General features: G+C 74.6%; 11 protein-coding genes and 1 pseudogene. 4 read left to right on the forward strand and 8 right to left on the reverse strand.

The features are described from left to right. The 3 genes and pseudogenes from ACIHEJ_RS10855 to ACIHEJ_RS10865 form a co-directional block, all read right to left on the reverse strand. Positions 1 to 954, reverse strand: a 954-nt coding sequence (locus ACIHEJ_RS10855) for a carboxyl transferase domain-containing protein (protein ID WP_400134052.1), incomplete at its 3' end; no start/stop codon positions are given. Next, positions 947 to 2,431 carry an acyl-CoA synthetase gene (locus ACIHEJ_RS10860; protein ID WP_400134054.1) on the reverse strand — a complete coding sequence of 495 codons (1,485 nt, stop codon included), beginning with the start codon at positions 2,429 to 2,431 and terminating at the stop codon, positions 947 to 949. The genes ACIHEJ_RS10860 and ACIHEJ_RS10855, both read right to left, overlap by 8 nt. A 161-nt stretch (positions 2,432 to 2,592) precedes the next feature. After that, positions 2,593 to 2,846, reverse strand: a pseudogene (locus ACIHEJ_RS10865) (hypothetical protein); the annotation flags it as partial. A gap of 136 nt (positions 2,847 to 2,982) precedes the next feature. Between ACIHEJ_RS10865 and ACIHEJ_RS10870 the strand changes: the two are divergent. Then, positions 2,983 to 3,855 (forward strand): RimK family alpha-L-glutamate ligase, encoded by an 873-nt coding sequence (locus ACIHEJ_RS10870; protein WP_400135124.1) that lies wholly within the window; start codon positions 2,983 to 2,985, stop codon positions 3,853 to 3,855. 1 nt (position 3,856) lies between these two features. On the opposite strand, the gene ACIHEJ_RS10875 is transcribed toward ACIHEJ_RS10870, so the two are convergent. Then, the gene (locus ACIHEJ_RS10875) at positions 3,857 to 4,759 is read right to left on the reverse strand and encodes a LysR family transcriptional regulator (protein WP_400134056.1); all 903 of its coding nucleotides are present in this window, start codon (positions 4,757 to 4,759) and stop codon (positions 3,857 to 3,859) included. Positions 4,760 to 4,852: 93 nt separating this feature from the next. Here ACIHEJ_RS10875 and ACIHEJ_RS10880 point away from each other — a divergent pair, with 93 nt between their 5' ends. Further along, positions 4,853 to 5,683, forward strand: coding sequence for an oxidoreductase (locus tag ACIHEJ_RS10880; protein ID WP_400134058.1), 831 nt, complete (start codon positions 4,853 to 4,855; stop codon positions 5,681 to 5,683). Positions 5,684 to 5,692: 9 nt separating this feature from the next. Here ACIHEJ_RS10880 and ACIHEJ_RS10885 read toward each other — a convergent pair whose 3' ends face one another. Next, positions 5,693 to 6,250, reverse strand: a complete 558-nt coding sequence (locus tag ACIHEJ_RS10885; RefSeq protein WP_400134059.1) for a hypothetical protein — start codon at positions 6,248 to 6,250, stop codon at positions 5,693 to 5,695. Positions 6,251 to 6,393: 143 nt separating this feature from the next. Here ACIHEJ_RS10885 and ACIHEJ_RS10890 point away from each other — a divergent pair, with 143 nt between their 5' ends. Together ACIHEJ_RS10890 and ACIHEJ_RS10895 are read left to right on the forward strand one after the other, a co-directional pair. Continuing rightward, entirely contained in the window at positions 6,394 to 7,167 is a 774-nt protein-coding gene (locus tag ACIHEJ_RS10890) for an IclR family transcriptional regulator (RefSeq protein WP_400134060.1), read from the forward strand. Next, complete coding sequence (locus ACIHEJ_RS10895; RefSeq protein WP_400134062.1) at positions 7,164 to 8,012, forward strand: SMP-30/gluconolactonase/LRE family protein; 849 nt, start codon at positions 7,164 to 7,166, stop codon at positions 8,010 to 8,012. Before ACIHEJ_RS10890 ends, ACIHEJ_RS10895 begins: the two co-directional genes overlap by 4 nt. A 9-nt stretch (positions 8,013 to 8,021) precedes the next feature. Here ACIHEJ_RS10895 and ACIHEJ_RS10900 read toward each other — a convergent pair whose 3' ends face one another. Genes ACIHEJ_RS10900 through ACIHEJ_RS10910 form a run of 3 tightly spaced genes read right to left on the reverse strand, consistent with a single transcriptional unit; the run spans position 8,022 to position 11,252 of the window. Beyond that, entirely contained in the window at positions 8,022 to 9,425 is a 1,404-nt protein-coding gene (locus ACIHEJ_RS10900) for an NAD(P)/FAD-dependent oxidoreductase (protein ID WP_400134064.1), read from the reverse strand. Next, positions 9,418 to 10,641 (reverse strand): MAB_1171c family putative transporter, encoded by a 1,224-nt coding sequence (locus ACIHEJ_RS10905; protein WP_400135125.1) that lies wholly within the window; start codon positions 10,639 to 10,641, stop codon positions 9,418 to 9,420. The genes ACIHEJ_RS10900 and ACIHEJ_RS10905 overlap by 8 nt, the downstream gene beginning before the upstream one ends. Positions 10,642 to 10,646: 5 nt before the next feature. Continuing rightward, on the reverse strand, positions 10,647 to 11,252 hold the full coding sequence (locus ACIHEJ_RS10910) for a toxin-antitoxin system, toxin component family protein (protein ID WP_400134066.1): 606 nt from the start codon (positions 11,250 to 11,252) through the stop codon (positions 10,647 to 10,649). Positions 11,253 to 11,510: the final 258 nt, after the last annotated feature.

The following is an 11,510-nucleotide window of genomic DNA, read 5'->3' on the forward strand; positions in this document are numbered from 1 at the left end:
GGTGGGGGGTGAGTCGGGGGTGGGGGGTGCGCTGGCGGTGGTCGGCGAGCCGGCCGGCCCGGTCGTGCCGGCGGTGGTGGGTGAGTCGGGGGTCGAGGGCGTGCCGCCGGTGTGGCGGGTGCTGGTGGGGGCCGGGGCGGTGATCCGCGGGCCGTGGGCCGGGGGCGTGGCGGGCTGCGAGTCGGGGGCCGGGGGCGTGGTCGGCTGTGGGGCGGGGGTCCTGGTCGTTTCGGCGGCGGGTGGGACCGGTGGCCGCTGCGGTGACGGGGCTGTGGCCGGACGGGCCAGCAGCCGCAGCCAGGCCCCGAGCACCCCCCTCAGCTCCTCCGGAGGCACCACCGCGTCCGCCGCGCCCGCTGCCACCTGGGCCTCCGCCGTGTACGCGGTCGGATCGGCGTCGGGCGGGCGGACGCGGGAGCCGGCGAAGCCCACCTGGGCGCCCGGCAGCGCCAGGATCACGTCGGCTCCCGCGCCGAGCGTGGCCCAGCCGCCGCCGGTCGTCGGATCCCGCACCACCGCGATCTGCGGCAGCCCCGCCTCGCGGGTGAGGACCGACTGCCGTGCCACTCGCTGAAGTTGGGTCAGTGCGAGCATGCCCTCCTGCATCCGGCTGCCGCCGGTGGCGATCAACGGCACGACCGGCAACCGGTGTTCCCGGGCGTGCGCGTACGCCGCCTCCAGCCGGTCCCCGGTGCGCTCGCCCAGCGAGCCGCCCAGGAAACCGAACTCGAAGGTGATCAGCAGGGCCGGGGTGCCCTCGACGCGTGCGGTGCCGCAGACGACCGACTCCTCCTCGCCGGTGCGCTCGGCGGCACGGGCGCGCGAGGCGTCGTAGCCCTGCCAGCCGAGGGGGCCGTCCGGTGCCGGCTTCCTGGCCGGTGCGGGGAGTTCCGCGAAGCTCCCGGCGTCCGCGACCAGCGAGAGTATCCGCCGTGCGGAGAGTCGCTCACGCATCGGTCAGCGCCCGCTTCATGATCTTGCCCATGTCGTTGCGGGGCAGCGAGTCGCGGTAGCGGACGACCCGCGGGCGCTTGTGCGGGGCCAGCCGCCGGGCCACATGGCCGGCCAACTCCTCGGCCGAGGGCGGCTGTTCCGGGTCCGCCGGGACGATCCAGGCCACGATCCGCTCCCCCAGGTCCGGGTCCGGCTCCCCGGTGACCGCCGCCTCCCGCACCCCCGGATGCTCCAGCAGCGCGTTCTCGATCTCGCCCGCGCCGATCTTGTAACCGCCGCTCTTGATCAGATCGGTGGCCTTGCGCCCGACGATCCGGACATACCCGTCGGCCTCCCGCACCGCCATGTCCCCGGTGCGGAACCAGCCGTCGGCGGTGAACGCGGCGGCGGTGGCGTCGGGCCGGTTCAGGTACTCGGTGAACAGGTTCGCACCACGGACCTGGATCTCGCCGACGCTCTCCCCGTCGAGGGCGGCGATCTCCGTGCCGTCCTCCTCCACCAGCCGCAGCTCCACGCCCGGCAGCGGCACCCCGACCGTCCCGGCCCGCGCCTCCCCGTCGGCCCGCACGGCGGTGTTCATCAGCGTCTCGGTCATGCCGTACCGCTCGACGACCCTGCGTCCGGTCGCCGCGGCGATCCGCTCGTGGTCGTGCACGGGCAGCGCGGCCGAGCCCGAGACCAGCAGCCGGGCCCGCCCCAGCGCCTCGGCCAGCTCCGGGTCGTCCGGCAGGGCCTCGGCGATCCGGTGGTACATCGTCGGCACCCCGAACAGCATGGTCGCGCCGGTGTTCAGCTCGCGCGCCACGCCCTCGGTGGAGAACCGCCCCAGGTGCCGTACCGCGCCACCGCGCCGCAGCGGGCCGAGGACGCCCAGCACCAGCCCGTGCACATGGAACAGCGGCAGCCCGTGCACCAGCACGTCCCTCGACGTCCACTGCCAGGCGTCGGCGAGCGCGTCCAGGGTGGTGGCGAGGGCCCGGCGCGGCAGCACCGCGCCCTTGGGCGGGCCGGTGGTGCCGGAGGTGTAGACGACGAGCGCCGGGTCGCCGTCGGAGACCGGCGTGTCGGGAGCGGTGCCGGTGGCGGAGGCGTCGACGTCCAGCCGCTCCGACGCGCCGAACACCGGGGGCAGTTCCGTCCCCGGCGCGGTGAGGACGAGGTCCGGCGTACTGTCGGCCAGGACGTGCGCCAGCTCCTTCTCGCCCGACTTCGGGTTGAGCGGCACCGCGGCCACCCCGGCGAGCAGCACACCCGTCACGGCGACGGCGGTCTCCAGCTCCGGGGTGGCCCACACGGCGACCCGGCGGGCCCCCCGGACCCGCGCGGCGACCGCACCCGCGGCCCCCGCCAGCTCGCCGTACGACAACGACCGCTCACCGAAGCGCAGGGCGACCCTCCCTTGGACTTGGTCCGGGGAGACCCCCGTCTCGCTGTGCTCGCCCGGGCGGTCCGCCAGGGCGGGAAAGAGGGAGGACACGCGGCGCACTCCTTACTGTCGGGGCAACCCTGTCGGGGCAACTGCACCCTTCCTACACCAGCAGCCGCGCCGCAGGCCCGGGTCCTACCCCAGCAGCCGCGCCGCAGGCCGAGGCGGGCCTCCCCGGCCGGCAGGTCCTTGATCCGTGCGTCCGGCACGGCGAACGCACGGACCTCCTGGGCCGCGTCCACCGGATCCACGGCGCACACCGCCCGGATCCCGGCGAGCGGCATCCCCGGCGCCGCAGCCAGGCCACCGTCCGGGCCCGCTCCGGCCGGGTGACGGCGCCGTACCGGTAGCCGGTGTCCGGGTCGGCCCGGGCGGGCCGCGGCAGCTCCAGCTCGTCGTGGAGCCGCAGCGCCTTCGGTGACAGGCGGCCGGCCCAGGTGGACGCCCCGGTCGTCAGGAACTCGATCCGCATCGCGTGTTCCTCCTCGTCCGCCCTCGATGCCGGGGCCCCACCGAGGGTGAAGGTCGATCGCCCTGTCCCGGTTCCGGCGGCGGTTGTTAGCCTCACGGTGCTCGAACCGCCGTACGACAGGGAGTCCGCCGTGCACCGCATCGCCCTAGCCACCTACGACCCCGGAGCCGAGCCGAGCATGGACGGCGATCTCCCGGAGCTGGTGCGGGCGCTCACGGACGCCGGCGCGCGGGCGGAGGCCCGGTACTGGGACGACCCGGACGCGGACTGGGGCGGTTACGACCTGGTGGTCATCCGCTCGACCTGGGACTACAGCTGGCGTGCCGCGGAGTTCGGGGCCTGGGTGGAGCGGGTCGGGCGGGCGACCCGTATCGCCAATCCGGCCGGCGTCGTGCGCTGGAACACCGACAAGCGGTACCTGGGGGAGCTGGCGGCGGCCGGGGTGCCGACCGTGCCCACCCGCTACATCGCCCCGGGCGAGCCCGCCGACCTGCCCGACGGACACGAGTACGTGATCAAGCCGACCTCCGGCGCGGGTGCCCGGTTCGCCGCCCGCTACACGCCCGCCGAGCACGACACCGCCGTACGACAGCTCGCGCGGATGCACGCCGAGGGCTTCACCGCGATGGTGCAGCCGTATGTGCGCGGCATCGACGTCAGCGGGGAGCGGGCGCTGCAGTTCTTCGGCGGCCGGCTGCTGCACGCCAGCCGCAAGGGCGCCGTCCTCGCCCCGGGCACCCCCTACGACGCCGACAAGGTGGCCCACCCGGACCTGGAGCGCTGGCAGCCGACGGACGCGGAACTCGCCGTCGCCGAGAAGGCGCTGGCGGCCGTGCCCGGTGGTGAGGAACTGCTGTACGGGCGCGTGGACCTCGTGGACGGGGAGGACGGCGAGCCCCGTCTGATGGAGCTGGAGCTGGTCGAGCCGAATCTGTTCCTCAGGCTGCACCCCGGCTCACTGGAGCGGGTCACCGAGGCGGTCCTCACGGCGGCGGGGGAGTAGCTCAGGCGGCGACCGTCTCCCGGCAGGCCCGTACGTACGCCCGCACCAGGGGCCGCTCCTCGTCCTCGCGGCGCCAGGCCAGCACGTATCTGCTGGGCCCGATGCCCCGCACCGGACGGGTGGTGACCCCGCCCAGGCTGATCAGCGGGGTGTTGCCCGCGGCGACCAGGCAGACCCCGAGACCGCCGACCAGCGCCTCGTACGCCTCCTCCGCCCCGGCGATCTCCGCGCCGATCCGGGGCGGCCGGCCGGCCCGGGCGTCCAGGGCCAGCCAGTGGTCGCGCAGCGGACCCGCGCTCCGCGGCAGCGCGAGGAACGGCTCGTCCAGCAGCTCCGTGAAGTCGACCTCGGCACGGGCGGCGAGCGGATGCCCCTGGGGCAGGGCGAGCAGCCGGGGTTCCTCGGCGACCACCGTCCAGGCGTACCGCTGACCGTCGGGCAGCGGGAGCCAGACGAAGGCGACGTCCGTGCCGCCGTCCGCGAGGCCCGCCGTGGGATCGTCCCAGCTGCTCTGGCGCAGCCGGACCGTGACACCGGGGTGGACGGCGGTGAAGCGGGAGCGGATGGCCGGCAGCAGTCCGCCCCGGCCCGGGCTGGTGCTCATCCCCACGACGAGCGTGCTGCGCTGGGCCGCCTTGGCCGCCTCCACCGCCGCCGCGCCCGCCTCCCACGCTGACAGCACCTGCCGGGCGTGCGGCAGCAGCGCCTCGCCCGCCGCCGTCAGCGCCACCCCGTGCCGGTCGCGCCGCAGCAGTTCGGCTCCCAACTGCCGCTCCAGCGCCCGGATCTGCTTGCTCAGCGCGGGCTGCGAGACGTACAGCCGCTCGGCCGCGCGGGTGAAGTGCAGCTCCTCGGCGACCGCGACGAAGTAGCGCAGGTCGCGGGCGTGGACGTCGTTCGTCATAGCCGTTGGTTATCACCGTGGGTCTTGGACGGGCAACGGCATCCGGCGGCAGGCTGGTGCGTGTCAAGGACGCGAGACCGACGGGGAGTTGTCGTGAACAAGGTATGGCTGGTGACCGGGGCGAGCAGCGGTCTCGGGCGGGCGATCACCGAGGCGGCCGTCGCCGCCGGTGATGTGGTGATCGGCGCGGCCCGGCGGCCGGAGGCCCTGGACGACCTGGTGGCCGCCCACCCGGACCAGGTGGAGGCGCTGCGCCTGGACGTCACCGACCTGGCCGCGATCGACGCGGCCGTACGGGATGTGGTGGCCCGGCACGGGCGGATCGACGTGCTGGTCAACAATGCGGGCCGGACGCACGTCGGCGCGGTCGAGGAGACCACCGACGCCGAGCTGCGCTCGCTGTTCGACCTGCATGTCTTCGGGCCCGCGGCGCTCGTGCGGGCGGCGCTGCCGCACATGCGGGAGCGGCGCTCGGGCGCGATCGTGCAGATGAGCAGCATGGGCGGGCAGATGTCCTTCGCGGGCTTCGGCGCGTACAGCGGGACCAAGTTCGCCCTGGAGGGGATCTCGGAGGCGCTCGCGGACGAGGTGGCGGAGTTCGGCATCAAGGTGCTGATCGTGGAGCCGGGCGCCTTCCGGACCTCGATCTTCGACACCGGCCGGGCGGGCGTCAGCGCGGACAGCGGGGCGTACTCCAAGGTGGGCGAGACCCGCGGCTTCGTGTCCGGCGGCGACGGCGCCCAGCCCGGCGACCCGGCCAAGGCGGCGGCCCTGATCCTGGCCGCGCTGGCGGCCGAGCGCACCCCGCTGCGGCTGCCGCTCGGCGAGGACTCGGTGAGCGCCGTGCTGGCCCACGCCGACCAGGTCCGCGAGGACGTCACCGCGTGGGAGAAGCGGACCCGGGCGACGGGCTACGACGACTGAGCGGGCCGCTCAGTGCAGGACCGCCGTCCGCTGGAGCAGCCCCCAGGTGAACTCGGCGGCCACCTCGTGCGGTACGCCGTCCCGGTCCGGCGCGCTGAAGGCGAGCCCCCACCGGGTGGGTGCCGTGCCCTCCAGCGGACGGGCCGGGGCGAAGGCGCGGGCGGCCTCGTCCACCGTGCAGGACCAGGGGGCGAGGTCGTCCAGGGTCCGCAGCTTCGGCGCGGGGGCGCCGGGTGCGCGGACCAGCCACTCGTTCCACACCGCGCCCTCCGGCCCGACCAGCACCTCGAAGCGCAGATCGGGCCAGAGGGGCAGGGCCCAGCGCCGGGCCTCGCAGTCGACGTCGCCGAGCCGGCGCGGGGCGACGGACTCCGGCTCGCCGAGGACCGAGCGGTAGCGGGCGGCGGCGGAGCGGGACCTGGGCGAGCGCACCATCGCCTGCCAGCGCTTGTTCGCCTCCCGCATGTCCGCGATCGAGGCGCCCAGCTCCCGCCGGGCGTCCTCCACCAGATCCGGATTGTGGTCTGCCATGCGGCGCAGCAGCACCAGCTGGAAGTCGACTTGCATGGCACCCATGGTGCCCGGCGGGTTCCGCCCATTGCCCGCCCACCTGTCCATGACTAGCCTGTGTTCGTCATGCCGATCGCCTGTTGATATCTCGAACACCGGGGTGGTGAACGGGCGCCTAGACCCAAGGGAGGGGGCCGGACGTGGGACGCCTCGTGCCTGCCGTGACCCGGGCTCTCGACATTCTTGAGCTGTTCCTCGACGGGGACGGGACGCTCACCGCCCCCGACATCGTGCGCAAGCTGCAGCTGCCGCGCACCACCGTGCACGAGCTGGTCACCACGCTCGCCGCACGGTCGTACATCGTGCCCGTTCCCGGCCAGCCCGGACGGTACCGGCTCGGCGTACGCCCCTACCAGCTCGGCAGCCGCTACGCCGAGCAGCTCGACCTCGCCGCCGAGGGCCAGCAGGTGGCCCGCTCGGTCGCCGAGACCTGCGACGAGACCGTGCACGTGGCCATCCTCGAGGGCACCGACGTCATCTACATCGCCAAGGTCGACTCCACGCACGCGGTGCGCATGGTGTCGGCCGCCGGCCGCCGCCTTCCCGCCCACTGCACCTCGGTCGGCAAGATGCTGCTGGCGTCGCTGCCGGAGCAGGAGCTGGCCGCCCGGATCCCGGACGGCGCCGAGCTGACCGCGATGACCCCCAACAGCATCACGGATCCGGCCGCGCTGCGCGAGGCCCTGGCGGGGATCAGGCAGCGGGGCCTCGCGGTGGAGAACCGCGAGTCCAACCCGGACGTCTCCTGCGTGGCGGCACCGGTCCGCGACCGCACCGGGCAGGTGGTGGCCGCCCTGTCCATCTCGGTGCCGATGATCCGCTGGAGCGAGGACCGGCGGCCCGAGCTGGAGCAGCTCGCCACGAAGGGCGCGGCGGAGCTGTCGGAGCGGCTCGGTCATCGGGGGGCGGCGTGAGCGGCGGGTACGAGGTCGCCGTTCGCGCCGGGGCGGCGCTGGGCGAGGGCCCGGCCTGGGATCCCGCGACGGGCCGCCTGATCTGGCTGGACATCCTGGGCATGCGGATCCACACGTACGACCCGGCGACGGGCCGCCGTTCGGCCCGTACGACGGAGCAGCACGTCGGCGCGGCCAAGCCCCGGGCGGGCGGGGGCCTGGTGCTCAACCTCCGGGACGGCGTGGGCCTGCTCGACCCCGACGGCACCTTCCGCTGGCTGCACCACGAGCCGGTGCCGGGCCGCCGGGCGAACGACGCGGCGGTCGCGCCGGACGGCTCGCTGTGGGCGGGCACGATGCGGTACGACGAGGCGGCGGGCGGGGGCACGCTGACCCGGCTGACCGGTGCCGGGGCGGTGGAGCCGGTCCTGTCGCACGTCACCGTCAGCAACGGCACGGGCTGGAGCCCGGACGGCCGGCTCATGTATTACACGGACACCCCGACCCGCCGTGTCGACGTCTTCGATTACGACGGTGAGCGGGTGCGGGACCGGCGGCCGCTGCTGGAGATCGAGGAGGGGGCCGGTTTTCCGGACGGGCTGACGGTCGACGCGGACGGCTGTGTCTGGGTGGCTCTGTGGGACGGGGGAGCGGTCCGGCGGTACACGCCCGCCGGCGCGCTGGACCGGGTGATCAGCGTGCCGACTGCGCGGACGACGGCCTGCGCGTTCGGCGGCGCCGGGCTGAGGGACCTGTACATCACCACGGCCCGCACGGGCCTGCCCTCGCCCCACCCCTTGTCGGGCTCCGTCCTGGTGATCCCGGACGCGGGTCAGGGCCTGCCCCAGCCGGCGTTCGCGGGCTGAGGGCACCGCCTACGTGAAGCCCGCCGCCTTCCGCTCCTCCGCGGTCATGGGCGGTCCGGGCAACGCCGGCTTCAGGGGGCCCACCGCGGCGGCGAGCAGCATGCTCGGGGACAGCAGAACGCCGGCGCCCCGCTCCAGTGACGTCACGTCCGTCACCCGGCGGGCGATGCGGCCGTTGCCCGTCGCGGTGTACAGCAGGCGGCCGACGTAGGCGGACAGGAGCCGGTCCCGCAGGGTGGGGCCGTGCTCCGTCGCGCCGGGGTAGAACACGTCCTGGCCCAGGGCCAGGTCCCAGGCCGCGCGGACCGGCCGGGCCGCCGCCCGCTGGATGCGGCGTGCCAGGCCCGGCGTGCCCCAGCCATGACGCCGTATCACGTTCCGCAGCAGCACGGCGCCCTGGGCGGCGGCGGCCAGGCCGTGGCCGTAGACCGGGTTGAACACGGCGAGCGCGTCACCGAGGACGGCGAAGTTCTCGGGCCACGCCGGCATCCGCTCGTAGAAGTGCCTGCGGTTGACCGTGGACCGGGTGACCGACACGTCGGACAGCGGTTCGGCGTGCTCCAGCAGTTCGCCCATCAACGGGTGCCGCAGCTCCTCCCGCGCGAACCGCACGAAGTCGTCGTTCGCGGCGGAGGGCTCACCGCCCCGGGTGCCCGCCAGGGTGACGATCCACCGGCCGTTCTCGACGGGCAGCAGGAAGCCCGAGCGGCCCGGGCCGCCACACCGCGGATCGGGCTGCAGGTTGACCACAGGGAAGCCGTCCCTGGCCGCCTCGGGCGCGAGGTAGAGCCGGCTCGCATAGACCAGGCCCGGGTCGATCTCGCGGCACTCCGGTGCCGGCAGCCCCAGCTCCGTCAGCCACCGCGGGGTACGGGACCCGCGTCCGGTCGCGTCGACCACGAGGTCGGCCGGCAGCGTGCGTTCGGAGTCGTCGTGCACCCGGATCCGTACGCCGGTGACCGCGGCGCCGGTGCCGGTGAGACCGAGGGCCTCGGCCCGGTCGACGAGCTCGATCCGTTCGTCGGCGAGTACCTGGGCCCGGATCGTGGCGTCCAGCAGGTCCCGGCCGGCCAGGATCACGTGGTGGGACTCGGGCCAGCGCCGGAACCAGCCCTGCGCCGACAGGGCGACCACGCCCGTCGTGACCGGATGCCGGCGGGCCCCGGCGGCGCCGAGGGCGTCGACGATTCCGGGCAGCAGGTCCGCCACGGCCCGCACCCCGCCCGACCACAGCATGTGGGCGTGGCGCGCCTGCGGCAGCCCCTTGCGGGGTTCGGCGCCACGGGGCAGCACATCGCGTTCGACCACGACGACCCGGTCGGCGAACTCGGCGAGGGCGCGCGCCGCCAGCATGCCGGCATGGGAACCTCCCAGCACGACGGCGGTTCTGGCGCGGGCGGGGCGTTCACTCATGTGCGGGCACGCTCTCTGGCGGGGCGGCCGCGAGGGCACGCACCGCCGTGATGTCGTCGGGGCGGCGGAGGGCTCGGGACACGGCCTGGATCTCCTGGAGCAGGTACGTGGTGCCGGGCCCGGACGGGGAGGCGGCGCCGTCGGGCCGCGGCAGCCGCTCGCCCCCGGCCGCGTCCAGGAGCGTGACCGCGGCGGCGAGGGCCTTCGCCCGGCCGGGCTCGAACCCGAGGGTGAGGGCGGCCTCGTACGACCGCTCGCGCAGGTCCTCGTCCAGGTGCCGGGACAGCTGCAGGAGTGCGTCGCGGACGAACGTCTCGCGGCGGATCAGGCGCAGCTCCGCGGGGGCGTGCGGGGCGAAGGGCTCGCGCTCGCCCGTGACGGTCCGCATCAGCCGGTAGAGGGGCCGGAGTTCGCGGTGGCGCAGCCGGACGTGCCAGCGTTCGTGCAGGTACTGGCCGGCGTGCGGGACGATGAAGCCCACCGCGACCAGGCTGGCGGACACGCACGCGCCCGCGGGCGCCACGTCGGTGCTCAGCCAGTCCAGGTCGTGGCCGGTCCACCGGGCGACGACGGCCGTGAGCTTGGCGGCGTCGAAGAACAGGTTCGTCGCATAGCCGAGGCCCAGCAGCCTCAGCCCCCAGCGCAGCCAGGCGTCGAGACCGTCGGTGCGGATCCAGTTCCAGATCAGCCGGGCGGTGATCGAGCAGGCCACGGTGTGCGCGACGAGGTAGAGCAGGATCTCCTCGCGCATGAAGGGCGTGGTGGCGTAGTAGGTGTCCAGGTCCCGCAGCCGCTCCACGGGGGCGTCCGCGAGCGCGAACAGCACCCACAGGGTGACGACCACGCCTGCGTAGACGGAGACGACCCAGCGGGTGACGCGACGGGTCTCGGCCGAACGGTCGGAGCGGCCGTTGCGCCAGGCGACGATCAGCAGCAGCCAGCACGCGCAGAGGGCGGTGAGCAGGGAGTAGACCCAGGGCGCCGAGATGTTCGGCACCCCGGTGACCCGGTTCGTCCAGGCGATGGTGTTCGGGGACGCGAAGACGAACACCGCGCAGGCGAACAGCAGCAGGCCGCCGACCGCGCGCAGCAGCGGGTCCCGCCACAGCCTGACGATGCTGGGCAGCTTGATCACCAGGGCGGCGCTCAGGACCGCCGTGGGGATCCAGAAGGAGATGTAGAACTTGCTGAGGAGTCCCGGGGTGTTCAGTGCCAGCAGGGTCACCGCGCGGTTCCTCCGCGTCCGCGATAGCCGAGGGAGCGTTGCACCGGGTTGAGGGGCACGCCGGAGGCGGAGCCGTCCAGGTGGCGCCGGAACCGGGTGGCCAGGCGGTGCCCGAAGTTGTCGGCCTCGGCCTCGTCGGCCTCCCGGGAGCCGTTGCGGGCGGCCACCGTCAGGGCCGCGTCCCCCCAGTCGGGCGTGTCGGCGAGAGCGCGGGCCGCCGCGGCCCCGGCCAGGTGGTGGTGCCGGTGCCCGGCGTGCAGGTGCCACAACTCATGTCCCAGGATCACCAGTTGCTGCACGGCCTCGGCCCGGTCCTCCACGATGACCAGGTCGAAGTCGGCGAACTCCACCCACAGCCCGGTGACCTCGATCTCGTCGGGGAAGCGCTCGAAGCGCAGCTCCACCGGCCGTCCGCCGCGCCGCGCGCCCATCTCCTCGCACAGCGCCCGGCACAACTCCCGTACTCCGACGGGCGGCTCGGGCCGGGCCTGGACGGCGGCGGCGAGGTCGCCGGCCAGGGAGCGCATCGCCGAGCCCGGACGGGCCGGCCGCAGCCGTGCCGCCAGGCGTGCGGCCCGCCCACGCGCCCCCGCGATGCTCATCGATCCCCCTTCTGCCGCTCCGAGCGTACGCGTCCGGGCGTGTCCTCGTCACGGGATCCCGGCGAGCTTCGTCCAGGACGAAACCACCTGTGAGCTCGTGCCCGACCCATTGACGCGGAAGCGCTTCGAATCTACGGTCCCGTTCGAAGTTACGAGCGTTAGTCGATATTTCGAACGTCTCGGACGGTGGGGGCAAGGTATGGGCCAACCTGGCCTGAATCGCAGGCAAGTGCTGGAAGCCCGGCCTCGACGAGCTGG

It is taken from the genome of Streptomyces sp. NPDC052301 (assembly GCF_044593395.1).
In the GTDB taxonomy this organism is placed as follows: Bacteria; Actinomycetota; Actinomycetes; order Streptomycetales; family Streptomycetaceae; genus Streptomyces.

What these genes read in the sequence shown, in the direction of transcription:
- ACIHEJ_RS10875 (WP_400134056.1), bottom strand. Translation starts at nt 4,759, where the DNA reads ATGACGAACGACGTCCACGCCCGCGACCTGCGCTACTTCGTCGCGGTC.
- ACIHEJ_RS10900 (WP_400134064.1), bottom strand. Translation starts at nt 9,425, where the DNA reads ATGAGTGAACGCCCCGCCCGCGCCAGAACCGCCGTCGTGCTGGGAGGT.
- ACIHEJ_RS10910 (WP_400134066.1), bottom strand. Translation starts at nt 11,252, where the DNA reads ATGAGCATCGCGGGGGCGCGTGGGCGGGCCGCACGCCTGGCGGCACGG.
- ACIHEJ_RS10885 (WP_400134059.1), bottom strand. Translation starts at nt 6,250, where the DNA reads ATGCAAGTCGACTTCCAGCTGGTGCTGCTGCGCCGCATGGCAGACCAC.